This window comes from Rhodobacter flavimaris (assembly GCF_021378075.1).
Classification (GTDB): Bacteria; Pseudomonadota; Alphaproteobacteria; order Rhodobacterales; family Rhodobacteraceae; genus Rhodobacter; species Rhodobacter flavimaris.
Window position 1 is genome coordinate 127,648 of record NZ_JAJUOS010000006.1, and the last position, 24,275, is coordinate 151,922.

The window sequence follows — 24,275 nt, forward strand, 5'->3', positions numbered from 1 at the left end:
CCTATTGTGTGACCCAGGCGATGACGCCCGGGATGGTCAGAATGCTGATCGCTGTCGAGATCAGGATCGAGGTCGAGACGCGCTGCGGCGCGACACCGTAATGCGCGGCCAGAATGTAGACATTTCCCGCCACCGGCAAGGCCGCGGCAGAGATCATGACGCCTGCGGCATAGGGCTCCACGTCGAACACCGCCAGCGCGGCGACGCCCACCGCCAGCGGGTGCAGGAAGAGCTTGGCCGACGACAGCCAGATCGCCGGCGCGACCCGCTCGGCCGAGCGGTCGGCAAGCGAGGCACCGATGGCGAAAAGCGCGCCGGGCGTGGCCGCCGCACCGAGGATCGAGACGAAATCCTGCAAGGGCGCGGGCATCGGAATATGCAGCCCCGCCCAGATCAGCCCCGCCGCCATCGACACGATCATTGGGTTCTTAACCAGCCCAAGCGCCAGCGGCGCGACCGCGATACGGCCATGCCGCGCCACGGTGATGATCATGGTGATGATCGAGGAAAACACGATCAGGTCGATCGCCAGCACCATCAGAACCGGCCCGACAGCGGGCGGCCCGAGCAGCACGACCAGCATCGGAACGCCGAGAAAGCCGGTATTGCCGGTCATCGCGGTATGGGCCTCCATCGCGGCCTCGCTCAGCGGGCGGCTGCGCGCCTTGGCCACCGCGAAGCCGATCACCCAGACCAGCACCGAGCCCAGCAGGTAGGCCAGAAAGAACTGCGGGTCGAACAGCTCCTCAAGCTTAAGCGTCGCGGTAAAGCGAAAGAGCATCGCCGAAAGGGCGAAGTAGAAGACGAATTTCGTCAGCCAGGCCGTTGCCTCGGCGGGGAAGAAGCGGATCCGGCCGGCGAACCAGCCCAGACCGATCAGGCCGAAAAAGGGAAGCGTCTTAAGAAATATTTCCAGCATGGCCTAGCGCTAACACGCGGGTTCCGCTTGCGCCAGTGCCCTCAGCCGCCCCCGATCAGCGCCCCCGCCGCAAAGACCAGTGCGCCCCCCAGAACCACCTGCATCACAGCGCGCAGGAAGGGCGTCTCCATGTAGCGGTTCTGGATCCAGGCGATGGCCCAAAGCTCGACGAAGACGACGATCATCGCGATCACGGTCGCCGTCCAGAAATCCGGGATCAGGTAGGGCAGCGCGTGGCCAAGCCCGCCCACCGCCGTCATGATCCCCGAGGCAAAGCCCCGCTTGATCGGCGAGCCGCGCCCCGAGATGACGCCATCGTCATGCGCGGCCTCGGTAAAGCCCATCGAGATCCCCGCGCCGACCGAGGCGGCAAGACCCACGAGGAAGGTTGTCCAGGTGTCCTGCGTAGCAAAAGCCGTGGCGAAGATCGGCGCCAGCGTCGAGACCGAGCCATCCATCAGCCCCGCAAGGCCCGGCTGAACCCAGGTCAGGATGAACTGGCGATGCGCGGCCCGGTCCTCTTCCTCCTTGGCCTCTTCCGGCAGATGCTTGGCCTCAAGCTGCGTCGCTTTCTTCTCATGGCCCATCTCGGCCGCCGCCAGATCGCCAAGCAGCTTGCGCGTCGCCGCATCCGAGGTCCGCTGCGCGGCGAGCGTGTAGAACTTGCCCGCCTCGCGCTCCATCGCCTCGGCCTCGGCGCGGATCGTCTCAAGCGGGAGGTTCTTGGTCAGCCAGATCGGCTTGCGGGCGTAGAAACCCGCGACATGTTCGCGCCGGATCAGCGGAATAACATCACCGAAACGCATCTGGTGGCGATCGATCAGGGACTGGCGGTGATGGTCCTCCTCGGCGGCCATGCCCTCGAACACGGCAGCAGAAGACGGGTATTCGTCGCGCAGATGCTCGGCATATTGGCGATAGATGCGCGCATCGTCCTCCTCGGAGGAAATCGCAAGCGCCAGAACCTCCTGCTCGGACAGATCGGCAAAGCGTCGGCGGTTGGCGAGGCCGGGGATCATGGCGGACTCCTTTTTAGAATGATTCCAAAATATAGAATGGCGCACAGCTTTCAAGCGCCAATATTGAACTGCTTGGTTCAGAATCGACTTGCGCAACTAAACTGATCGGTTCATATAAGAAATATGAACCGACTCGTTCATTTTGGAGACGCGAGATGAGACGCATCCTTCTTAGCCTTGCACTTGTGACTGTGTCGGCCGCTTCGGCAGCGGCCTATGATTTCGATCTTCCTCGCCTCAGCTTCCCTAGCCAAGGCGAGCAAGTGACGCAGGGCTGCAATATCGCGACTCAGTCCTGCGAGGAGTGAGTTGCCCCAAGATGCGCCTGGCCCCGCGAGGCGGCCAGTTGCATCTGGTGCTCGCGCTCGCGGAACCGCGCGCGGTCGGCATCGGAATATTCGTCGATGCAGCGATGGCAGCTGACGCCCTGTTCGAATTCCGGGCGTAGCTTGTCCTCGGCCGAGACCGGGCGGCGGCAGGCGTGACAGCTGTCGTAATCGCCCTGTTTCAAGCCATGGCGCAGGCTGACACGACCGTCGAATACGAAACAGTCGCCCTCCCACAGGCTTTCGGTTTCCGGCACATCCTCAAGATACTGCAAGATGCCGCCCTTGAGGTGATAGACGTCCTCAACGCCTTGGCTCAGCAGGTAATTCGTCGATTTCTCGCAACGGATACCGCCGGTGCAGAACATCGCGACGCGCTTGTTGTGGAAACGCGCGGCGTTCTCTTGCCACCATTGCGGAAACTCGCGGAAGCTGCGGGTCTTGGGGTCGATTGCGCCCTTGAAGGTGCCGATCTCAACCTCGTAATCGTTACGCGTGTCGATCACCACGACATCGGGGGCCGAGATCAACTCGTTCCAGTCCTGCGGCGCGACGTAATGGCCGACCGAGGCGCGCGGATCGACATCGGGCTCGCCCATCGTCACGATCTCGCGCTTGAGACGCACCTTCATCTTGCCGAAAGGCATCTCGCGCGCGGTGCTTTCCTTCCATTCGAGCGTCGTACAGCCCGGCAGGGCGCGCACATGCGCCAGCACGGCGTCGACCCCCTCGCGCGTGCCCGCGATGGTGCCGTTGATCCCCTCGCGCGCCAGCAGAAGCGATCCCTTGGCCCCCATCGAGCAGGCCAGCCGGGCCAGCGGCCCTTGCAGAGCGGCGGGGTTTTCAAAACGGGTGAAGTGATAGAGGGCGGCGACGGTATACATAGCCCCCCTCTAGCGCCGAACCGGGGGCGCTGGCAAGCCGGGCGGCTCAGGCGGCGAAGGTATAGACGTTCCCGCCCGAGGCCCGCGCCGTACGGATGCGCGCCTCAAGCCGCTCTTGCAGATCCTCAAGCGTGACATGCTCGGACAGGTTCGAGGCCAGGATCTCGCGCATCGGGCCGTTCGAGGCGATGCGCAGCATCTTGCGGCCCCGGCGGCGATGCAGCCAGAGCGCCGTGATGTCGCGATAAGGGATATGCACGGGCTTCGACCCCATCGGGCCGGGCAGGCTGAGCGTGTCGAGACCAAGCACGATCTCTTCCTTGCGGCCCGCGGTGCGAACCAGGGTGATCAGCCCCACGATCAGGAACACCGTCGCGCAGCCAGCAAAGAACATGAAGAACGCCCGCGCGCCCATGCCGCCCGCGCCATCCGCCGGATACGAGATGATCGGGTTGTCCGAGAACGCAGCATGCCAGGAAAACAGCAGCACGAACAGGAACATGGCAATCGCTACCAACAGCTCCAGCGGGCGGCGGTAGAACGGGAGGGTCTCTGTCGTCATGGCGCGGCCTGTAACTTGAACAAAATAACTTACCTGCGATGCTAGAGGATGAATCTGGCAGAATTGGGACGCAAGAGGAAACAATGTCGGGCGAAACCGAAGCTTTGATCGTGATCGACGTGCAGAACGATTTCTGCCCCGGAGGCGCCCTTGCCGTGGCGGGCGGGGATGAGATCATCCCGCGTATCAACGCGCTGATGCAGGAATTCCCCGTCACGATCCTGACGCAGGACTGGCACCCCGAAGAGCATTCCTCCTTCGCCGCCATGCACGAGGGCAAGTCGCCCTTCGAAACAATCGATATGCCCTATGGCCCGCAAACCCTCTGGCCCGCGCATTGCGTCTGGGGCAGCGAGGGCGCGGCGTTCCATCCGCGCCTTGCCATCGACCCGGCCGATCTTATCATCCGCAAGGGCTTTCGCCCCGAGGTCGATAGCTACTCGGCGTTTTTCGAGAACGACCACGCCACGCCCACGGGACTTGCGGGCTACCTGCGAGAGCGCGGCATCACCGATCTGACCTTTGTCGGCCTCGCGCTTGATTTCTGCGTGGCTTGGTCGGCCATCGACGCGGCCAAACTGGGGTTCAATGTGCGGGTGCTTGAGGGCGCCTGCCGCGCCATCGACCTGAACGGCTCGCTTGCCGCCGCCCGTGACGCTATGCGCGCTGCGGGCGTTGCGCTTGATGCATAGGGGAGGCCCCAGATGGTCGATATCGCCACACGCGTCTATAACCACAAGTGGAAGATCGACCCGATCGTCCGCTCGCTGATCGACACCGATTTCTACAAGCTTCTGATGTGCCAGTCGATTTTCCGCAATACACGGGATACGACGGTCACCTTCAGCCTGCATAACCGCTCCAAATCCATCCGTCTGACCGAGTTGATCGACGAGGGCGAGTTGCGCCAGCAGCTGGACTACGCGCGCGGGCTGCGGCTGACGCGCGGCGAAAGCACCTGGCTGCGCGGCAACACCTTCTACGGCAAGCGCCAGATGTTCCGCCCCGATTTCATGGAGTGGTTCGAGGGCTTCCAGCTGCCGCCCTACCACCTAGAGGTTCGCGACGGGCAATACGACCTGACCTTCGAGGGCAAGTGGCACGAGGTCATGCTGTGGGAAATCCCGGCGCTGGCGATCCTGATGGAGCTACGCTCGCGCGCGGTGCTGAACGCGATGGGCCGGTTCGAGTTGCAGGTGCTTTATGCCCGCGCCATGGCCCGCGTCTGGGAAAAGATCGAGGCGCTCAAGGGCATCCCCGGCCTGCGCATCGCCGATTTCGGCACCCGGCGGCGGCACGGCTTTCTTTGGCAGGACTGGTGCGTGCAGGCGATGATCGAGGGCTTGGGCGATGCGGCCAAGGGTGGCGCGTTCACCGGCACCTCGAACTGCCTGATCGCCATGCGCCGCGACCTTGAGGCCGTCGGAACCAATGCGCATGAACTGCCCATGGTCTATGCCGCCTTGGCCGAAACCGACGCGGCGCTGCGCGAGGCGCCCTACAAGGTGCTGGCCGACTGGCAGGAAGAGCACGAGGGCAACCTGCGCATCATCCTGCCCGACACTTACGGCACCAAGGGTTTTCTGGAACACGCGCCCGACTGGCTCGCGGGGTGGACGGGCATCCGCATCGACTCGGGCGATCCGGTCGATGGGGCGGAAACCGCGATCACCTGGTGGAAGTCGCGTGGCGAGGACCCGACGCAGAAGCTCGTGATCTTCTCGGACGGGCTCGATGTCGAAAAGATCCGTGAGCTGCACGAACATTTCGCCGGCCGCGTCCGGGTCAGCTTTGGCTGGGGCACGTTGCTGACCAACGACTTCCGCGGCCTCGTGCCCGATGACGGGCTGGCGCCGTTCAGCCTCGTATGCAAGGCGATCAGCGCCGAGGGTCGCCCGACCGTCAAGCTGTCGGACAACCCCGAGAAGGCGCTTGGGCCAACGGATGAAATCGCCCGATACAAGCGCGTCTTCGGGGTCGGCCAGCAGGAGGCCATGCCGGTCGTCGTTTAACCGGCAAGCCCGTTGAGCAGCACGTAAAGCAACGCCGAAAGCCCGGCCGAGGCCGGCACGGTGATGATCCAAGCCGCCGCCACCGTCAGCATGTGCGAGCGGCGCACCAGCAGGCGGCGCGAGCGTTCCTCGGGCGGGACCGGCTTGCCCTTTTGCAGGCCCAGCAGGCGCACCCGGCGCTCGGCGTGCCATTCGCGGTAGAAGCCCACGCCGAAGATCGCGCCGACCGCGATATGGGTCGAAGACACCGGCAGGCCCAGCCACGAGGCCACGATCACCGTGATCGCCGCCGACAGCGCCACGCAATAGGCGCGCATCGGGTTGAGCTTGGTGATCTCGGACCCGACCAGACGGATCAGCTTGGGCCCGAACAGGATCAGACCGACCGAGATGCCAAGCGCGCCGACGACCATGACCCAGACGGGGATGCCGACCTTGTCGGTGATGTCCCCGGCCTCGACTGCATGAACCACCGCCGCCAGCGGGCCAACAGCGTTCGCCACGTCATTGGCGCCATGCGCGAAGGACAGCAGCGCCGCCGAGACCACCAGCGGGAAGGAAAATAGCTTCTTGAGCGATTTCTTGCGGTTCTCCAACCCCTCTGACTGGCGCCGGATCAGCGGGACCGAGGCCGCCCAGGAGACCACACCCGCAGCAAGCCCGATCAAGAGCGCATGGGCCATCGAAATGCTGATGACCTTTTTGAGCCCCTTGATCGCAAGATAGGCGGCAAAAGCGCCCGCCATGATGCCGATCAGCACCGGCACCCAACGGCGCGCGGCGGCAATCTTGTCATCGGCATACATGATATAGGCCTTGATGAAGGCCAGGAAAATCGCGGCAATGACCCCGCCCAGAACAGGCGAAACGACCCAGCTGAGCGCGATCGTCCCCATTGCACCCCAGTTCACCGCACCGAAGCCCGCCGCGACGATCCCTGCCCCGACAACGCCCCCGACGATCGAATGCGTGGTCGAGACCGGCGCGCCAAGCGCGGTCGCCAGGTTCAGCCACAGGGCCGCAGCCAGAAGCGCCGCCATCATCGCCCAGACGAAATGCGCGCTGTCGGTCACAGCGCCGGGCGCTAGAATCCCGGTCGAGACGGTCTTGACCACATCGCCGCCGGCAATCAGCGCGCCCGCGGTTTCAAAGACAGCCGCGATGATCAGCGCCCCGCCCAGCGTCAGCGCATTGGCCCCGACCGCAGGCCCCATGTTATTGGCGACGTCATTGGCACCGATATTCAGCGCCATATAGGCGCCGATGGCCGCTGCCGCGATCACGATCAGCGCGCCGGGCTGCGAGCCCATCAAGATTGCAGCCGCGATCCCGGCCAGCACGATGAAGGCCAAGGCAATCCCCGGCGCCACAAGCGGCCGCGAGACGAACATCGTCGCCTCCTCCAGCCGCCCGATACGGCCCAGATCCTTGTCGAGCGTTTTCCACTGGTTCACCGGAGGCTTCGCCATGCCCTCTCCCCACATGTCATATAACTGACGTAAAACCGTCATAGTCGGGCGGCGGGGTAGCCGGTTTAGCCTCGCAAAACAACTGCGGAATCGTCACAGGCTGCGCAAAATCTGCTTCAAGCCATCTTCAGCGACACGCTCGGCGGCCTCTTCACTGGTAAACCACTCGCGCGTGCGGCGGCCCGCTTCCGGGTAGCGCTCGGACAGGCTCTGAACCTCGATCTGGAAAACATGCACCTCGCAGCGCAAATGCATCCCGCTGTCGCGCTTCTTGAGATAGGTGAAGACGCCGATCTGACCGGGGCGCACCTGCCCGCGCACGCCGGCCTCTTCCCAGGCCTCCTGCGCGGCGGCGCCCGCAAGCGTGCGGCCATTCATCGGCCAGCCCTTGGGAATGATCCAGCGCCCGGTATCGAGCGACGAGATCAACAAGACCTCCCGCTTTCCCTTGTGGCGGCGCACGCAAAGCGCGCCCACCTGCAATTGCGGCGGACGCAGGCCAAGCAAGCCGGTAAGTACTTCGCCGATAACCCTGATCATGGCGCACACTCCCACAGAGGCCGCCCCGACAGCAAGGCCTGCGCGGCCTCGACCGCGCGCTTTGCATAGGCCGCGCAGCGTGTTGCATCGCCGGGCGCGCGGGTGACCACCCATCCGGCCGAGGCGAAGGCCCGCAGCGCTACAAAAAGCGGCAAAAGCTGCGCCTGATCCAGGGGCAGATCGCGCCGCGAAGCGTAACCCTGCAACAGCGCCCGCGCCTGCTGACCCATGGCCGGATCGCCCCAACTCTGGATCAGGGCAGAGGCCAGATCGTAAAGCCGCCATCCCGGCCCGCTGTCGTCGAAGTCGATCAGCGTCATCCCCTCGGGCCCCAGCATGACATTGGTGCGGATCACATCGGCATGGATCGGGCCGAAATCGCGGGCCCGCGCTAACATTCCGCGCGCAGCCTCGCGCGCGGCTAACAAATGCGCGCGCCCGTCGGCGCTCAGCGCGGGGTTCTCCCAAAATCGTCCCCAACGCGGCTGCTCGCCGATCAGCGCCTCGGCATCCCAAGGCTTGCGCGCGAAGGGCTGCGGGCAGGCCCCGGCATCGGTTGCGTCGTGCAGCGCGGCGATCAGCCTGCCCAGATCAAACGCCCGCGCGGCCACTGCCGACCCGGCCAGAGGCACATCCGCCTGCCCCATCGGCGCGCCCTCAATCCAGCGCAGACAAGAGACGACGCGCCCGCCAAGCCCCGCCGTCAGCCGCCCGTTCACGGCGCGGATCGGTTGCGCCACCGGCACCCCTGCCGCAGCCAGGCGTTCACACCAGTCCAGCTCGACCTCGATGCCTGCGCGCCCTTGATAACCCGACCGGTGCAGGCGCAATGCAGCGCGGGAGCCATCGCGCAGCGTCGTCTCATAGACCACGTTCTCGCTTTGCCAGACCAGCCGCAGTGGCGCGCCAAGCGCCCCCCAATGCGCCAGTGCCGCCTGCGCCTGCGCCGCGTCGCGCGCGCTCATGCAGGCATCTCGCGCAGGATGGCATCGAGCGTCTCGACCAGTTGCTCGGCATTGGCGCGCGAAAACGGCATGGGTGGACGCATCTTGAGGATATGCTGCTCGCGCCCCACCCGGCCCAGCAGAATGCCGCGCTCTTTCGCGGCCTCGACCACCCTGCCGCAGAAGTCGCTGGCAGGCTGTGCGCCTTGCGCGAACTCGACCCCGAAGAACAGCCCGAAGCCGCGTACATCGGCAATCAGCGGATGGCGCAACTGGCGCAGCAGGCCAAGCGCATAGCTGCCCACGTCGCGCGCGTTTTCGACCAGCCCCTCCTCCTCAATCACCTGCAGCGTCGCCATCGCCGCCGCGCAGGACACCGGATTGCCGCCGAAAGTGTTGAAATAACCGAACGCGCCGCGAAACGCCGCCATCACATCGGGCCGTGCAACCACCGCGCCCACCGGATGGCCGTTGCCCATCGGCTTTCCCAAAGTGACCACGTCGGGCGCAAAGCCCAGGAACTCATGCCCCCACCAATGCGACCCCACGCGCCCAAAACCCGGCTGCACCTCGTCACACAGGATCAAACCGCCCGCCCGGCGCACGACCTCGACGGTCGGCTCAAGGAAGCCCGGCGCAATCCCGGGCGTGCCCTCATTGGCGAAGATCGGACAGAGCATCAGCCCGGCGAACCCATGCCCGGCCTCCTCCAGTTCGGCAATCGCGCGAGCCACGCCCGCGGCAAAAGCCTGCGGCTGCGCCGCCAGCGAGCCTCCGAGTGGCGCCAGACTGTCCGGCGCAGGCACACGCCGCACATGGCCGGGGTAACCGCCAATCGGCGGACGCCGGGTGGACAGATGCGCCACCGCCGTGGTGTTCCCGTGATAGGTATTGTCGGTCGCAATCAGCCCGGTCTTGCCGGTCACCGCCTGCGCCATGCGCAGCGCCACGTCATTCGCCTCGGACCCGGTGCAGACCATGATGATCTGGCTCAGATCATGGCCGAAATGCCCCAGAAGCCGCTCGGCATAGTCCAGAATTCCCTCGTGCAGGTAGCGCGTATGCGTATTCAGCACCGCCGCCTGGGCCGCGATCGCCTCGACCACCCTCGGATGGCAATGCCCGACATGCGCGACGTTGTTGTAGCAATCAAGGTAGCGTCGGCCCTCGGCATCCCACAGCCACACGCCCTCGCCGCGCACGATATGCACCGGCTGCTCATAGAAGGTCGGCACATTCGGCCCCAGCAGACGTTCACGCCGCGCGATCAGATCATTCGTCATCGCCCACCTTCCCGCGCAGGGCTTTCACCTCGCCCCGCACCGTCTTGGCCTTGAGCCTGCGCCGCTGACTGCCCAACGTCGGCTTCGTCGCCACCCGCCGCTTGGGCGCCACCAGCGCGGCGCGGATCATCTCGGCCAATCGCTCACGCGCCAGATCGCGATTGCGCAACTGGCTGCGCGTCTCCTCGGCGCGGATCACGATGGCCCCGTCCTGCGTCCACTTGCGCCCCGCGATCCGCTTCAGCCGCGCCTTCACCGCCGGCGTCAGATGCGGCGAGCGTTCGGCTTCGAACCGCAATTCCACCGCCGTCGAGACCTTGTTGACGTTCTGTCCACCCGGCCCCTGCGAGCGGGTAAAGCTCTCCGAAAGCTCCCAATCGGCAATCGCCAGAGTGTCATTGATCCACAGCATGGCCAGACCCTAGCGTCCCGCGCGAAAAACGAAAGACCCCTGCCTTCAATGTGGTACAAATATCCCGGGGTCCGGGGCAGCGCCCCGGCTCTCACGCCAGAAGGCGCACACCATCATGGCCCAGGATGCGGGCGCTCAGGATCGTCCCCTCGGGCATATCGCGCTCGAAGGCCACCTCGGTGAAGAACTCGGTGCGCCCAAGACGCGGCCCTTCGGTCAGGATCACGCGCCCCTGCCCGACCTCGGCGGCCAGATGGCGCTCCAGCGCCTCCTGCCCCTTGGCGCGCAGCCGAGCCGCACGCTCCTTGATCGCGGGGCCCGCTACGCGCGGCATCCGCGCCGCAGGCGTGCCCTTGCGCGCCGAGAAGGGGAAGACATGCAGGAAGGTCAGCCCGCAGTCATCCACCAGCCGCAGCGAGTTCTCGAACATCTCCTCGGTCTCGGTCGGGAAACCAGCGATGATATCTGCACCGAACACGATCCCCGGCCGCAGCCGCCGCGCCTCCTCGCAGAACCGGATCGCATCGTCGCGCAAATGGCGGCGCTTCATCCGCTTGAGGATCATGTCGTCGCCCGCCTGCAACGACAGATGCAGATGCGGCATCAAGCGCGGCTCGGTCGCGATCGCCAGCATCAGGTTCTCGTCGGCCTCGATCGAGTCGATCGAGGAGATCCGCAGCCGCGCCAGATCTGGCACCAGCCGCAGGATACGCATCACCAGATCCCCCAGACGTGGCCCGCCCGGCAGATCCGCCCCCCACGACGTCAGATCGACCCCGGTCAGCACCACCTCGTGGAAGCCGCGATCCATCAGCCGCTTGATCTGCTCGACGACCACCCCCGCCGGGACCGAGCGCGAATTGCCCCGCCCAAAGGGAATGATGCAGAAGGTGCAACGGTGATCGCAGCCGTTCTGGACCTGCACATAGGCTCGATGGCGGCCGAAACCGTCGATAAGATGGCCCGCCGTTTCCTTGACCGACATGATGTCATCGACCTGAACCTTTTCGGTCTCGCCAATGAAATCCGGGCTACGCATTTCTGCGCCGATCCCCGACCATGTCTCGGCCAACATCTTCTCATGGTTGCCGATGACGCGGGTGACCTCTTCCATCGCGGCGAAGGTCTCGGGTTCGGTCTGCGCGGCGCATCCCGTCACGATGATCGGCGCACCGGGGTTTTCGCGCGAAAGCCGACGGATTTCCTGCTTGGCCTTGCGCACGGCCTCGGCGGTCACGGCGCAGGTATTGACGACGACGGCATTCGCGATCCCCGCCTGTGCCGAGAGCTCCTTCATCGCCTCCGTCTCATAGGCATTGAGACGGCAGCCTAGCGTGGCAAAGACCGGAGCTTTCATGCGCTGGCCAGAAATGCGGGCGACAGGACGCCGTCGAACACCAGCGCCGTCGGGCCGGTCATCCAGACGCCATCCTCGCGCCAGTCGATCTCAAGCCGCCCGCCGTCCACATCGACGATCACATGCCGCCCGGTCAGCCCGCGCAGATGTGCGGCAACGGCCGTTGCACAGGTGCCCGAGCCACAGGCAAGCGTGATGCCCGCCCCGCGCTCCCACACCCGCATGCGCAGATGATCCGGCGCAATCAGCGAGGCAAACTCGACATTGGTGCGCTCGGGGAAAAGCGGGTCATGCTCGATCTTGGTGCCAAGACCCGCAACATCCACTGCCTCGGCATCCTCGACGAAATAGATGCAATGCGGGTTGCCCATGCCCACGGCGACAGGATCGCCCGCCAGTGGCAGGTGCATCGGCTCTGCCGCGACCGGAATCGATGCAGCGTCCAGAATCGGGGCGCCCATGTTGACCGAGACCAGACCATCCTCGCGCCGACGCGCCGAAAGCGTGCCGCGCGCCGTGGTCAGCGTAACCGCATCCTTGCCCAGCTGGCGCATCATCCAGTCCGACACGCAGCGCGTGGCATTGCCGCAAGCGCCCGCCTTCGAGCCATCCGAATTCCAGAATTCCAGCGTGAAATCCGTCCCTTGCGCAGGCAAGATCACCGCAAGCTGATCAAAGCCCACGCCCCGATTTCGGTCCCCCACCGCACGCGCCAAGGCAGGCGTCACCGGATCGACGCCATCACGCGCGTCGATCACCACGAAGTCATTGCCCAGACCATGCATCTTCATGAAGCGCAGGCCGGTCGGAGGGGTCAGGGTGCTGTTCATGCCGGGCATATACGCCTGCCGATAGGTTTTTTCCAGATGCGCAAAATTTCCGAAGATTCGGCCTTGACCCCCCGAGCGCGGCCCTTTAGAGAGCCGCACAGTGACGAGCCAAGGCGCCGCGCCACACTGAACCGCCATCGCGCAGAACAGAGTGAGCCAGCTAACAGCTTGACCCGCAAGGGGAAAACAGGGTAACAACCTGCTTCACACGAGAAGAGTGGGCCGTTAGCTCAGTTGGTAGAGCAACTGACTTTTAATCAGTGGGTCGCAGGTTCGAATCCTGCACGGCTCACCACTCCCTCCGCTGAACCGATCGTGACGCGCCGCAGCTTGCTGTGGCGTTTTCGCAATTGACCCGGCGGCGAGGACTTTCCAAATATCGGGGCAAGGTTTTCGGGCCGCGATGCCCCCACGATATGAGGAGAGACCCATGCGCAAATACCTGATCCCCCTGCTCGCCCTTGCCGCGCTGAGCGCCTGCGAAACCGTCAAGGGCGCGGGCCGCGACCTGCAATCCGCCGGCGCGGTTGTCAGCCGCGAGGCTGCCGAGGCGCAATCGCAGTTCTGACGAAACGAAAGGGCGCCCGAAGGCGCCCTTTTTAATCGTCCATTTTGAGGGCCGAGATGAAGGCCGATTGCGGGATTTCGACCTTCCCGAACTGGCGCATCTTCTTTTTGCCGGCCTTCTGCTTCTCGAGCAGCTTTTTCTTCCGCGTCGCGTCGCCGCCGTAGCACTTGGCGGTCACGTCCTTTCGCATCGCGCTGAGCGTCTCGCGCGCGATCACACGGCCGCCGATGGCGGCCTGAATCGGGATCTTGAACATGTGCCGCGGGATCAGCTCTTTCAGCTTTTCCACCATGGCGCGGCCACGCGATTCGGCGCGGTCGCGGTGCACCATGATCGAGAGCGCATCGACCGGCTCGTCATTCACCAGGATCGACATCTTCACGAGGAAATCCTCGCGGTACTCGCTCAGCTGGTAGTCGAACGAGGCATAGCCCTTGGTGACCGATTTCAGACGGTCGTAGAAGTCGAACACGACCTCGGCCAGCGGCAGGTCATAGACCACCATGGCGCGCGAACCGGCATAGGTCAGGTCGAGTTGGATACCGCGACGGTCCTGGCAGAGCTTGAGCACATCGCCCAGATACTCGTCGGGGACCATGATCGTGGCCTTGATGCGCGGCTCTTCGATATGATCGACATAGGTCAGGTCGGGCATGTCGGCGGGGTTGTGCAGATCGCGCACCTCGCCGTCTTTCATATGCAGCTTGAACACCACGCTCGGCGCGGTGGTGATCAGGTCGAGGTCATATTCGCGCTCCAGACGGTCGCGGATCACCTCGAGGTGCAGCAGCCCAAGGAAGCCGCAGCGGAAGCCAAAGCCAAGCGCGGCCGAGGTCTCCATCTCATAGCTGAACGAGGCGTCGTTGAGCGCAAGCTTTTCGATGGCGTCGCGCAAGGCCTCGAAATCGTTCGCATCGACCGGGAAAAGACCGCAGAACACCACCGGCTGAGCGGGTTTGAAGCCCGCCAGCGGCTTGTCGCAGGGTTTCTTTTCGTGGGTGATCGTATCGCCCACGCGGGTATCGCGCACTTGCTTGATCGAAGCCGTCAACACGCCGATCTCGCCCGGGCCAAGTTCGGCAATATCCACCATTTGCGGCTTCAGCACGGCAAGCTTGTCGATGCCATAAACCGCGCCGGTCTGCATCATCTTGATCCGCTCGCCCTTCTTGATCACGCCATCCATGACGCGGATCATGACGACAACGCCCAGGTAGGGGTCGTACCAGCTATCGACCAGCATCGCCTTGAGCGGCGCATTGCGGTCACCCTTGGGCGGCGGCAGGCGATGCACGATCGCTTCGAGCACCTCGGGGATCCCCAGGCCCGTCTTGGCCGAGATCGGGATCGCATCCGAGGCGTCGATGCCGATGACATCCTCGATATTGGACTTGACCGCATCCGGGTCGGCGGCGGGCAGGTCGATCTTGTTCAGCACCGGCACGATCTCATGCCCCGCGTCGATCGCCTGATAAACGTTGGCCAGCGTCTGCGCCTCGACCCCTTGCGACGCATCGACGACCAAGAGCGAGCCCTCGACCGCGCGCATCGAGCGCGAGACTTCATAGGCGAAGTCGACGTGGCCGGGGGTGTCGATCAGGTTCAGAATATAGGTCTGGCCGTCCTTGGCGGGATACTCGATCCGCACGGTGTTGGCCTTGATGGTGATGCCCCGCTCTCGCTCGATATCCATCGAGTCGAGCATCTGCGCCTTCATGTCGCGCGCAGCCACCGTGCCGGTCATCTGGATGAGCCGGTCGGCAAGGGTGGATTTGCCGTGGTCGATATGCGCCACGATGGAGAAATTGCGGATGTGATCGAGCTGGGTCATGGGCGCGCATATAGCTGCAAAAAAAGGGACCGGGAAGGGGGATTGAACGCCCCGTCGGCCTCGGTATTTTCGCCGCAAGCCCTTCGGGCCGACCCGGAGCCATTGACCGCGCGAGCCAGATACACAATCTAGCGCCTATCAGATCAGGAGAAAGCCATGATCCTTTCCGTTCCGAACATGACCTGCGGCCATTGCAAGGCCGCCGTCGAAGCCGCCATCGTCGAAGTGGGCGGCAAGGCCGACATCAACCTGGCCGACCGCGAGGTCGAGGTGAACGGCCTGCCCGAGGCCACCGTTCTCGCCGCACTCAAAGCCGCCGGCTACGAGGCCGAGGTGATCGAGTAACGCAAGCGGTTGGGGGCGCGCCTGCGCGGGCGCCCATAGCTTGCGCGTGCTGCGGCCACTGCGCGCGGCAATCTACCAAAGGGTCGGTTTCGTTGCGATTTGCGGCAGAATCGGCTATGGTTCGCCCGCAATCAAGGACGGGAATCAATCCCGCCACCTTAGGGCAGTACGCGGGGCAGTATTCATGAAGTTCACCATTTTTGCGGCGGCATGTCTCGCCATGGGCGCAACTCAGGCCTCGGCGGGTCCGATCGACGGTGCCTGCATGGGCGCGGGCCGTAACAGCACGAACCGCGCTCTTTGCGAATGCATCCAACAGGTGGCCGACATGACGCTGAGCCGCGCGGACCAGCGCCGCGCCGCCAAGCTGTTCAAGGACCCGGAAAAGGCGCAGGAGGTGCGCATGTCGGATCGCAAGGCCGACGAGGCCTTCTGGGACCGCTACAAGAACTTCGCGGCCGCGGCCGAAGGTTACTGCGGCGGCTGAAGCGCGGCGATCAGGCGGCGCGCACCATCCTCGATCAGGTCGAGGCAGCCATCGAAATCGCGGGTGTAATACGGGTCGGGCACGTCTTGTGTGCCCGTTTTCGCATCCAGAAAAAGCCGCAGATCGGCGCGGGCGGCGGCGGGCCGGATAGTTTCGGCCTTCGCGAGATTCTTTGCATCCATCGCCAAGATCAAATCGAACCGTTCGAAATCATCGCGCGTCAACTGGCGCGCCCGCAGGCTGCTCAGTTCATAGCCGCGCGCCTGCGCGGCGGCCAGCATGGGGCCATAGGGCGGCTCGCCGAGGTGCCAGTCACTTGTCCCGGCGCTGTCGGCCTCGGCCTCCAGACCCGCGCGGGCGGCCATTTCGCGAAACACGCCCTCGGCGGCGGGAGAGCGGCAGATGTTGCCTAGGCAGAGGAACAGGATACGCATAGGCAAGATGTAACGAGAGGAGCGGGAATGGCCAAGATCGTGATTCTGACCGGGGCGGGAATTTCTGCCGAAAGCGGGATTCGGACCTTCCGGGCCTCGGACGGGCTGTGGGAGGAACACCGTATCGAGGATGTCGCGACCCCCGAGGGTTTCATGGCCGACCCGGCGCTGGTGCATCGCTTTTACAACGCGCGTCGCGCCGCGGCGGCCGCCGCCGAGCCGAATGCCGCGCATCGCGCCCTGGCGGAATTGGAGCAGGACGGCCGCCACGAGGTGCTTGTGGTCACGCAAAACGTGGATGATCTGCACGAGCGCGGCGGCGCGGCCAATGTCATCCATATGCATGGCACGTTGACGGGGGCACTGTGCCATTCCTGTGGCCATCGCTGGCCCGCACCCGCCGAGATGACGCCGCGCGATCCCTGCCCGGCCTGTCAGAAGCCTGCCACCCGGCCCGATATCGTGTGGTTTGGCGAGATGCCCTACCAGATGGAAGAGATCTGGACGGCACTGAGGGCCGCCGACCTCTTCGTGTCGATCGGAACCTCGGGGAATGTCTATCCGGCGGCCGGATTCGTCGCCGATGCCGGTCATGCCGGGGTGCCCACGCTTGAACTCAACCTCGAACCCTCTGCAGGCAGCCGCTATTTCGATGAGGCCCGGCACGGCCCCGCCACGACGGTTGTTCCCGCCTGGGTGCGTGAAATGCTGGGCTGAGGGGCACGGCAAGCTTGCGCGGAAAATGAGTGTGCGGCCAACAGAATGCCCGCATGAATCGCTTGACGTCGCCCGGCTTTGCCCGTATGCCCCCCAAACGAATTTCCGGGCGCTGCCATTCGCGGCGTTCGTTTGTGTTGAGAAGCGGGCGGACACGCGCCCCGAGGAAACGAAGGATTTACGCCATGTCGCGCGTTTGCGAACTGACCGGCAAGGGCCCGATCACGGGCAACAACGTGAGCCACGCGAACAACAAGACGCGTCGCCGCTTCCTGCCGAACCTCAACGAAGTGACCCTGATCTCGGACGTTCTGGGTCAGTCGTTCAAGCTGCGCATTTCGGCCGCTGGCCTGCGCTCGGTCGACCATCGCGGTGGCCTCGACTCCTACCTGCTCAAGGCCAAAGACGCCGAGCTGTCGGACAACGCGCTGAAGATCAAGAAAGCGATCGTCAAGGCCCAGGCTGCCGCCTGATCCTGACCAGCGTGTCCCAAGCGACTGCCCCGCCCCCGGCGGGGTTTTTGCTTTTGCGCTGCCTGCGGCAATTCGGCTTGACTAAAGGCATGGCGCGCGACCCGGCGGGCAGCTAGATTGCCGCCATGAACCGGAAATACGCACAGAGTGCCGTGGCGATCCTGCTGGCGGTAATCCTTGCGGCAACAAGCCTGACAATGGCCGTTGCCCGCGGGCAGACGCGTGTTGCCGGAGAGATCGTGATCTGCACCGGCTACGGCGTCACCACGGTCTCGGTCGATGAGAACGGGGACCCTGTCGGCCCCGTTCACCTCTGTCCCGACATGGTGCTGGGCATGATGGCCGCGCTGGATGCAGCGCCGCCTGTCCTCACGCGTCCCGAGGGCATGGTGGTGCGCGTCGATGCGCCCGAGCCTGCCAGCCTCAGCGCCCAGTCGGCCCTGATCCCGCGCGCGCGCGGCCCCCCGCTTCCGGCCTGATCCCTTCGCCTAACCCGAACCAAGATCAGACTGGAGACACGCATGTCCCGCTTCAAACTTCTCATGACCGCCGCGGCGGTTGCCTTCGCTGCGCCCGCTTTCGCCGGCGACATCACCATCACCGCCCCCTATGCCCGCGTCTCGACGATGATGTCGAAATCCGGCGCGGCCTTCATGGTCATCGAGAATCACGGCGCCGAGGACGATCGCATGATCGGCGCGGCTTCGGATATCGCCGACCGGGTCGAGCTGCACACCCATATCGCGGATGCGAATGGCGTGATGCAGATGGTCGAGGTGAAGGAAGGCTTCCCGGTGGCCGCGCATGGCACGCATGCCCTCAAGCGTGGCGCGGACCATGTGATGTTCCTGGGCCTGCGTCAGTCGCTCAAGGATGGCGATGCCGTCCATGTCGTCCTGACCTTCGAAAAGGCCGGCGAGGTTGCGGTCGACATCCCGGTCGACCTCAAGCGCGATGCCGCGGCGACGGGCGGGATGCAGATGATGAACGGCGCGCCCGAAGGGATGATGCCGCAGCATCAGAACATGCCCTCCAACTGATCTGTCGGCGCCGCCAGGAATGGCGGCTGCCTTGACGACCGGCCGCTGCCTCTCTCCCGAACAGGCGGTGTGCCGTGCGGTCAGGCCCGGCTTCCCGAACGGGTTTCTGGCCACTTCCCTTGATTGCGGCCCGGTCGGTTCCCGACGACCGGCCCCATGATCCGGAACGGCCCTGCCTCCGCCCTCGTGCCCTCGCGGATGGAGGCAGGGAACGTCCCAAACGAAAAGCCCCGGCGCTTCGACCGGGGCTTTGTTCATTTTCAGGGGGGCGTTTATTCCGGGCCACCCGCACCCAGAAGCCGCAGCATCTCTGTCGCGGCGGCAGCAGGGGCTACCTCACCTGCGGCAACGGCCGCACCCAACTCGCCCATCCGTCTGCGAATGGCGGGGTCATTGTGCAGGCGCGCCAGAAGCCCCTCACGCACCTCGGTCTCGAACCAGTGGCGGGCCTGCGCCGCGCGGCGCGAGGTGAAATGGCCATGTTCGCGCCGCCAGTCGGCCAGCGTCTTCATCTCGTCCCAGGCCTTGATCAGGCCCTGCTCTTCCAGTGCCGAAACCGGCAGCGCTTTGGGGAACCCCTCGGGGTCTTGCGCGCGTTTGCGCAGCAGGCGCAGCGCGCCCGCGTAATCGGCCACAGTGCGCATCGCGGCGGGCTTGAGATCGCCGTCGGCCTTATTCACAAGGATCATGTCGGCCATTTCCATGATGCCGCGCTTGACGCCCTGCAGCTCATCGCCGCCCGCGGGTGCCATCAGCAGGATGAAAAGATCGGTCATCTCGGCCACCAGCGTCTCGGACTGGCCAACGCCCACCGTCTCGATCAGCACCACGTCGAAGCCCGCGGCCTCACACAGCGCAACTGCCTCGCGCGTGCGGCGTGCAACGCCGCCCAGATGCGCCTGGCTGGGCGAGGGGCGGATGAAGGCGTTCGGGTCGCGCGACAGCCGCTCCATCCGGGTTTTGTCGCCCAGGATCGAGCCCCCCGAGCGAGCCGAGGACGGATCGACCGCCAGCACCGCAACACGCAGGCCCTGCGCCGTCAGCATCATGCCAAAGCTTTCGATGAAGGTCGATTTGCCGACGCCCGGCGTGCCCGACAGACCGATGCGCAGTGCCTGCCGCCCCGCCCCCGCCAGCCGATCCAGCAGCTCTGTCGCCTGCGCGCGGTGATCGGCCCGTGCCGACTCTACCATCGTGATCCCCCGTGCGAGCGAGCGGCGGTCACCGGCGAGGATCTTGTCAGCGAGGTCGGTCATGGCATGGGCGTTCATCGGAGGCCTTCGGACGGAGGAGATGACAAAAGCGTCAGAATTCGTGATGCGGTTTCGGTTTCTTGCCCCCTCGGAGCGGTGTATGTCCAGACCGAACACCGGTTTTCCCGAGGAGCCATGATGCTTTCGTCACTTAAGGGTCGTTTGGGCGCCGCGGCGATTGCCGCCAGCGCGACACTGGCGATGGCGCAACCGCTTTGGGCCGACCAGAAAGACCGTATTCAGTTCGACGTCGAGCTGAAGGGTCTGAAGGCCGGTCGCCTGACGATCAACGGCAAGATCGAGGGGGCGTCCTACGGCGCAAATGGCTCGCTGGAAACCACAGGCCTTCTGGGGGCGCTGAAAAAGCTGCGCCACGAGGCCTCGGTCGCGGGTGATTTCAAGGCCGGCGCTTTCACCCCGCTGAGCTACAACCAGACCTCGGAGCGCGGCGACAAGAAGGTCGATCACGTGATCGTATATCAGTCGGGCACGCCCGTTTCGGTCAGCCGCAACCCGCCGCGCACGCCGCGCGACCTCGATGTGGACCCGGCCAAACAGACCGGCACGATCGACCCGCTGACCGCGCTTTATGCCGTGCTGCGCGACGTGGATCGCGCCGAGGCCTGCGCTCTCGACGTCAAGCTTTACGACGGATCGAAGCGCACGCAGGTCAAGCTCGAACCGGCCCAGACGAAGGGCGAGAATGTCATCTGCTCGGGCGAATACCGGCGGCTTGAGGGCTTCTCGGCCAAGGATATGGAAGAGAAAAGCCGCTTCCCCTTCACGCTGACCTATGCCCCCACCCCCGATGGCGCGCGGCTTCAGGTGATCGAGATCGCGACCGACACGGTCTATGGCAAAGGGCGTCTGAAACGGCGATAAGGACGTCGTGACGGATCGACTTCCCATAGACGAGGCGCTGCCCGCGCTGAAAGACGCGCTGGCCAAGGCCGGGCGCGCCGTGCTGATGGCCCCCCCCGGCGCGGGCAAGACGACGCGCGTCCCGCTGGCGCTGCTCAATCAGATCGCGGGCCGGATCGTCATGCTGGAACCGCGTCGCCTGGCGGCCCGCGCTGCGGCCGAACGCATGGCCGACACGCTTGGCGAGCCGGTCGGCCAGACCGTCGGCTATCGCATCCGCGGCGAGGCGAAAACCTCGCGCGCGACCCGCATCGAGGTGGTGACCGAAGGCATCCTGACCCGGATGCTGCAATCCGACCCGGAACTGACCGGCATCGGCTGCATCATCTTCGACGAGTTTCACGAGCGCAGCCTGAACGCCGATCTGGGCCTTGCCCTGACATGGGAGGCGCGCGGCGCCCTGCGCCCCGATCTGGCCATCGTGGTGATGTCCGCGACCCTCGACGCCGAACCCGTCGCTGCGCTGCTCGACGATGCGCCCGTGATCGTCTCCGAGGGCCGCGCTTTCCCGGTCGAGACGCGCTGGCTTGGTCGCCCCCTGGCAACCGGAATGCGGCTTGAGGCTGCCACCGCCGCGCTGGTCGAAGAGGCCGTGACAGAAACCGAGGGCGGCGTTCTGGTCTTCCTGCCCGGCGAGGCCGAGATCCGCCGGACCGAGGCGCTGCTGTCGGGTCGCCTTGGCCCCGATATCGCCCTGGGCCCCCTATTCGGCGCGATGGACTTCGCCGCCCAACGCGCGGCCATCGCGCCCGCCACCTCGGGACGCAAGATCGTGCTAGCCACCTCGATCGCCGAAACCTCGCTGACCATTCAGGATATCCGCGTCGTCGTCGATGCCGGTCGTGCCCGCCGCCTGCGCTTCGATCCGGCGTCCGGCATGGCCCGCCTGGTGACCGAGCGCGTCAGCCGCGCCGAGGCCGAACAGCGCCGCGGTCGCGCCGGGCGCGTGGCCGAGGGGATCTGCTACCGGCTCTGGACCAAGGGCGAAGAGGGCTCCCTGCCTGCCTTCGCTCCGCCCGAGATTGCCGTGGCCGATCTGGCGGGCCTTGCGCTCGAACTCGCGCTATGGGGGTCGGACGGCGCGGATCTTGCCTTCCTTACGCCGCCCCCCGCCCCCGCGCTGGCCGAGGCGCGCGCGCTGCTCGAGGGGCTTGGTGCGCTGAAAGCCGGGCGGATCACCGCGCATGGGCGGGCGCTGGCCGCGCTGCCTCTGCACCCGCGCCTCGCCCATATGCTGGTGACCGCTGGCCCGGAAGCCGCGACTCTGGCTGCGCTGCTGGCCGAGCGTGACCCGATCCGGGGCGCGCCCGCCGATCTTGCCCTGCGCATCGCCGCCGTCGCCAATCCCGGCCGGTTCGAGGCCGAGCACCCCTGGCAAGTGCATCGCGGCACGGTCGAGCGTATCCGCGCCGAGGCAAAGCGCCTTGCCCGCATGGTGCAGCCCGCCGACAGCTATACTCTGGCCGAGATGGCCGCCCTGGCCTATCCTGACCGCATCGGCCTGCGCCGCAAGGGCGAGGCGCCGCGCTATGTGCTCTCGGGCGGGAAGGGCGCGGTGGCCGGCGAGACCGACGCGCTTGGCCGCGCCCGCCTGATCGTCGCGACCGATCTTGACGGCGACCCGCGCGAGGCGCGCATCCGGCAGGGCATCGCTCTGCAAGAGGCCGAGCTGCGCCGCCTCCACGCGCCCGAGATTGCCTGGCAGGACATCTGCGCCTGGTCGCGGCGCGAGGGCCGCGTGCTGGCCCGCACTCAAGAACGCTTCGGCGCGCTGGTTCTTGATGATCGCCACTGGCCAGACGCCCCGCCCGAGGCCATCGCCCGCGGCGCGCTGGACGGGCTGCGCCAGATCGGCCTCACGCTCTCCCCTTCCGCCGCGCGTTTCCGCGCCCGCGTCGATATCCTGCGTCAGGACGGCGAAGAGATGCCCGACCTGTCGGATGACACCCTGCTCAACGGCGAGGCGATGCTGCCCTACCTGCGCGGCAAACGCACCGAGGCCGATCTGCGTAACCTCGACCTGACCGAAGCCCTGCGCGGGCAGCTCGACTGGGGGCAGATGCAATTGCTGGACCGACTGGTGCCGAGCCATTTCGAAACCCCGCTCGGCCGCCACGTCCCGATCGACTATTCCGGGGAGGCGCCGTCAATCGAGGTCAAACTGCCCGAAATGTATGGCGTGACCGAGCATCCTTCGGTCGGGCCAAAACGCCACCCGCTGCGGATCTCTCTGCTCAGCCCCGGCAACAAGCCGATCCAGGTCACGATGGATCTGCCGGGCTTTTGGGACGGCTCTTACGCGGAGGTCCGCAAGGAAATGCGCGGCCGCTACCCGCGCCACCCTTGGCCTGAAAACCCGCGCGACGCAGACCCGACCACCCGCGCCAAGCCCCGCGGAACGTAAGGGGGCGCTGCCCCCTCGCGGCTTACGCCGCTCACCCCCGGGATATTTGGGCCACATTGAAAGGCTGAACAAAGCACACCCGACTCTGTCCGCGGGGGGCGGAGGAGCCGGGCGGCCTTCAACGTGGACGGTCATCGGCGTCCCCGCCTGTACCGTGCGACCAGACTTCAATGATTCTGGTTAAGAAAGGGTTTCAGCTTCAATGTGGCGGAAATATCCTCGGGGGGTGAATTTGCTGCAAGCAAAGAGGGGGGCAGACAGCCCCCCTGCGCCCTCGACGCTCTTACTTGCCCAGGCACCAGCGCATGATCGCTTTTTGCGCATGAAGGCGGTTCTCGGCCTCGTCGAAGATCACCGAATGCGGGCCGTCCATCACAGCCGAGGTCGCCTCATCATTCCGATGCGCGGGCAGGCAATGCATGAAGAGCGCGTCGGGCTTGGCGCGCGCCATCAGATCCTCGTTCACCTGATAGGGGCGCAGCTGATTGTGGCGGCGTTCCTTGGCGGATTCCGGGTCGTGCATCGACACCCAGGTATCGGTGACCACCAGATCGGCGCCATCCACCGCTTTGTACGGGTCGCGCTCGATCCTGGCATCGACACCCTTGGAACGCGCGAAGTTGATCCATTCCGCCTCGGGGTCGAGCGTGGGCGGGCCGGTGAAGGTCAGGTCGAACCCGAATTGACCCGCAGCATGCAGGAACGAGGCGCAGACATTGTTGCCGTCGCCCGACCAGACCACTTTCTTGCCCGCGATGGGGCCGCGATGTTCCTCATAGGTCATCACATCGGCCATGATCTGGCAGGGATGGGTGCGGTTCGTCAGACCGTTGATCACCGGAACGCTGGCGTATTCGGCCATCTCCTGCAGGGTTGCCTCTTCGAAGGTGCGGATCATGATCAGATCGACATAGCGCGAGAGCACCCGCGCCGTGTCGGCGATCGTCTCGCCATGCCCCAGTTGCATCTCCTTACCCGAGAGCACCATGGTCTGCCCGCCCATCTGGCGCACACCCACATCAAAGCTGACGCGCGTCCGGGTCGAGGGTTTTTCGAAGATCAGCGCGACCATGTGGCCCGCCAGCGGCCGGTCATCGTCGAGCGCGCCTTTCGGGCGGCCATTGCGCGCGTCCTTCATGGCGCGCGCGCTGTCGATCATCTTGCGCAGGTCTTCGGGGCTGGTGGTGTGAATATCGAGAAAACTGGTCATCTGTCTGTCTTTCGCTCAGCGGCCCTTGCCGCCGG

The 24,275-nt window shown here is 65.4% G+C and carries 26 protein-coding genes and 1 tRNA gene; 12 read left to right on the forward strand and 15 right to left on the reverse strand.

Annotated features, from left to right (window positions below):
* Position 1: 1 nt before the first annotated feature.
* The 4 genes from LZA78_RS09545 to LZA78_RS09560 form a co-directional block, all read right to left on the reverse strand.
* On the reverse strand, positions 2–919 hold the full coding sequence (locus LZA78_RS09545) for an AEC family transporter (RefSeq protein WP_233676704.1): 918 nt from the start codon (positions 917–919) through the stop codon (positions 2–4).
* A gap of 41 nt (positions 920–960) precedes the next feature.
* Positions 961–1,938 carry an iron exporter MbfA gene (gene mbfA / locus LZA78_RS09550; RefSeq protein ID WP_233676705.1) on the reverse strand — a complete coding sequence of 326 codons (978 nt, stop codon included), beginning with the start codon at positions 1,936–1,938 and terminating at the stop codon, positions 961–963.
* Between the two features lie 289 nt (positions 1,939–2,227).
* A complete protein-coding gene (gene trhO / locus LZA78_RS09555; RefSeq protein WP_233676706.1) occupies positions 2,228–3,148 on the reverse strand; it encodes an oxygen-dependent tRNA uridine(34) hydroxylase TrhO in 921 nt (306 codons plus the stop codon).
* A gap of 46 nt (positions 3,149–3,194) precedes the next feature.
* Complete coding sequence (locus tag LZA78_RS09560; protein WP_233676707.1) at positions 3,195–3,710, reverse strand: hypothetical protein; 516 nt, start codon at positions 3,708–3,710, stop codon at positions 3,195–3,197.
* Positions 3,711–3,793: 83 nt separating this feature from the next.
* Between LZA78_RS09560 and pncA the strand changes: the two genes are divergently transcribed.
* Together pncA and pncB are read left to right on the forward strand one after the other, a co-directional pair.
* A complete protein-coding gene (pncA, locus tag LZA78_RS09565) occupies positions 3,794–4,402 on the forward strand; it encodes a bifunctional nicotinamidase/pyrazinamidase (RefSeq protein ID WP_233676708.1) in 609 nt (202 codons plus the stop codon).
* 12 nt (positions 4,403–4,414) lie between these two features.
* Positions 4,415–5,722, forward strand: a complete 1,308-nt coding sequence (gene pncB / locus LZA78_RS09570; protein ID WP_233676709.1) for a nicotinate phosphoribosyltransferase — start codon at positions 4,415–4,417, stop codon at positions 5,720–5,722.
* Here pncB and LZA78_RS09575 read toward each other — a convergent pair.
* From LZA78_RS09575 to dapF, 7 genes are all read right to left on the reverse strand, one after another.
* Positions 5,719–7,191, reverse strand: coding sequence for an inorganic phosphate transporter (locus LZA78_RS09575; RefSeq protein ID WP_233676710.1), 1,473 nt, complete (start codon positions 7,189–7,191; stop codon positions 5,719–5,721). The genes pncB and LZA78_RS09575 overlap by 4 nt on opposite strands.
* Positions 7,192–7,284: 93 nt before the next feature.
* Positions 7,285–7,731: an NUDIX hydrolase gene (locus tag LZA78_RS09580; RefSeq protein ID WP_233676711.1), complete on the reverse strand. Its 447-nt coding sequence runs from the start codon at positions 7,729–7,731 to the stop codon at positions 7,285–7,287.
* Complete coding sequence (locus LZA78_RS09585; protein WP_233676712.1) at positions 7,728–8,696, reverse strand: phosphotransferase enzyme family protein; 969 nt, start codon at positions 8,694–8,696, stop codon at positions 7,728–7,730. Before LZA78_RS09585 ends, LZA78_RS09580 begins: the two co-directional genes overlap by 4 nt.
* On the reverse strand, positions 8,693–9,958 hold the full coding sequence (locus LZA78_RS09590) for an aspartate aminotransferase family protein (RefSeq protein ID WP_233676713.1): 1,266 nt from the start codon (positions 9,956–9,958) through the stop codon (positions 8,693–8,695). The genes LZA78_RS09585 and LZA78_RS09590 overlap by 4 nt, the downstream gene beginning before the upstream one ends.
* Positions 9,948–10,370, reverse strand: coding sequence for an alternative ribosome rescue aminoacyl-tRNA hydrolase ArfB (gene arfB, locus LZA78_RS09595; RefSeq protein WP_233676714.1), 423 nt, complete (start codon positions 10,368–10,370; stop codon positions 9,948–9,950). Before arfB ends, LZA78_RS09590 begins: the two co-directional genes overlap by 11 nt.
* Before the next feature lie 91 nt (positions 10,371–10,461).
* On the reverse strand, positions 10,462–11,727 hold the full coding sequence (gene mtaB, locus LZA78_RS09600) for a tRNA (N(6)-L-threonylcarbamoyladenosine(37)-C(2))-methylthiotransferase MtaB (protein ID WP_233676715.1): 1,266 nt from the start codon (positions 11,725–11,727) through the stop codon (positions 10,462–10,464).
* The gene (gene dapF, locus LZA78_RS09605; protein WP_233676716.1) at positions 11,724–12,557 is read right to left on the reverse strand and encodes a diaminopimelate epimerase; all 834 of its coding nucleotides are present in this window, start codon (positions 12,555–12,557) and stop codon (positions 11,724–11,726) included. The genes mtaB and dapF overlap by 4 nt, the downstream gene beginning before the upstream one ends.
* A 219-nt stretch (positions 12,558–12,776) precedes the next feature.
* Here dapF and LZA78_RS09610 point away from each other — a divergent pair.
* A tRNA-Lys gene (locus LZA78_RS09610) sits at positions 12,777–12,852 on the forward strand.
* Positions 12,853–12,987: 135 nt separating this feature from the next.
* Positions 12,988–13,125, forward strand: a complete 138-nt coding sequence (locus LZA78_RS09615; RefSeq protein WP_233676717.1) for an entericidin A/B family lipoprotein — start codon at positions 12,988–12,990, stop codon at positions 13,123–13,125.
* A 31-nt stretch (positions 13,126–13,156) separates the two neighbouring features.
* Here LZA78_RS09615 and lepA read toward each other — a convergent pair whose 3' ends face one another.
* Positions 13,157–14,956, reverse strand: coding sequence for a translation elongation factor 4 (gene lepA, locus LZA78_RS09620; protein ID WP_233676718.1), 1,800 nt, complete (start codon positions 14,954–14,956; stop codon positions 13,157–13,159).
* A 156-nt stretch (positions 14,957–15,112) separates the two neighbouring features.
* On the opposite strand from lepA, the gene LZA78_RS09625 reads away from it, so the two are divergent.
* Together LZA78_RS09625 and LZA78_RS09630 are read left to right on the forward strand one after the other, a co-directional pair.
* Positions 15,113–15,301: a heavy-metal-associated domain-containing protein gene (locus LZA78_RS09625; RefSeq protein ID WP_218628908.1), complete on the forward strand. Its 189-nt coding sequence runs from the start codon at positions 15,113–15,115 to the stop codon at positions 15,299–15,301.
* Between the two features lie 184 nt (positions 15,302–15,485).
* Positions 15,486–15,788, forward strand: a complete 303-nt coding sequence (locus tag LZA78_RS09630) for a hypothetical protein (RefSeq protein ID WP_233676719.1) — start codon at positions 15,486–15,488, stop codon at positions 15,786–15,788.
* On the opposite strand, the gene LZA78_RS09635 is transcribed toward LZA78_RS09630, so the two are convergent.
* Positions 15,773–16,228 (reverse strand): low molecular weight protein-tyrosine-phosphatase, encoded by a 456-nt coding sequence (locus LZA78_RS09635; protein WP_233676720.1) that lies wholly within the window; start codon positions 16,226–16,228, stop codon positions 15,773–15,775. The two genes, LZA78_RS09630 and LZA78_RS09635, sit on opposite strands and share 16 nt — an antisense overlap.
* Positions 16,229–16,249: 21 nt before the next feature.
* On the opposite strand from LZA78_RS09635, the gene LZA78_RS09640 reads away from it, so the two are divergent.
* From LZA78_RS09640 to LZA78_RS09655, 4 genes are all read left to right on the forward strand, one after another.
* The gene (locus LZA78_RS09640; RefSeq protein ID WP_233676721.1) at positions 16,250–16,939 is read left to right on the forward strand and encodes an NAD-dependent deacylase; all 690 of its coding nucleotides are present in this window, start codon (positions 16,250–16,252) and stop codon (positions 16,937–16,939) included.
* A gap of 185 nt (positions 16,940–17,124) precedes the next feature.
* Positions 17,125–17,412 carry a 50S ribosomal protein L28 gene (rpmB, locus tag LZA78_RS09645; protein ID WP_218628912.1) on the forward strand — a complete coding sequence of 96 codons (288 nt, stop codon included), beginning with the start codon at positions 17,125–17,127 and terminating at the stop codon, positions 17,410–17,412.
* Between the two features lie 125 nt (positions 17,413–17,537).
* Entirely contained in the window at positions 17,538–17,891 is a 354-nt protein-coding gene (locus tag LZA78_RS09650; protein WP_233676722.1) for a hypothetical protein, read from the forward strand.
* Between the two features lie 42 nt (positions 17,892–17,933).
* Positions 17,934–18,452, forward strand: a complete 519-nt coding sequence (locus LZA78_RS09655; RefSeq protein ID WP_233676723.1) for a copper chaperone PCu(A)C — start codon at positions 17,934–17,936, stop codon at positions 18,450–18,452.
* A gap of 272 nt (positions 18,453–18,724) precedes the next feature.
* Here the strand turns inward: LZA78_RS09655 and meaB are convergent, their stop codons facing one another.
* On the reverse strand, positions 18,725–19,723 hold the full coding sequence (meaB, locus tag LZA78_RS09660; protein ID WP_233676724.1) for a methylmalonyl Co-A mutase-associated GTPase MeaB: 999 nt from the start codon (positions 19,721–19,723) through the stop codon (positions 18,725–18,727).
* Between the two features lie 120 nt (positions 19,724–19,843).
* On the opposite strand from meaB, the gene LZA78_RS09665 reads away from it, so the two are divergent.
* A complete protein-coding gene (locus tag LZA78_RS09665) occupies positions 19,844–20,587 on the forward strand; it encodes a DUF3108 domain-containing protein (RefSeq protein WP_233676725.1) in 744 nt (247 codons plus the stop codon).
* Positions 20,588–20,594: 7 nt separating this feature from the next.
* A complete protein-coding gene (gene hrpB / locus LZA78_RS09670) occupies positions 20,595–23,030 on the forward strand; it encodes an ATP-dependent helicase HrpB (protein WP_233676726.1) in 2,436 nt (811 codons plus the stop codon).
* 283 nt (positions 23,031–23,313) lie between these two features.
* Here the strand turns inward: hrpB and argF are convergent, their stop codons facing one another.
* Positions 23,314–24,240 (reverse strand): ornithine carbamoyltransferase, encoded by a 927-nt coding sequence (gene argF / locus LZA78_RS09675; protein WP_233676727.1) that lies wholly within the window; start codon positions 24,238–24,240, stop codon positions 23,314–23,316.
* Between the last annotated feature and the right edge of the window lie 35 nt (positions 24,241–24,275).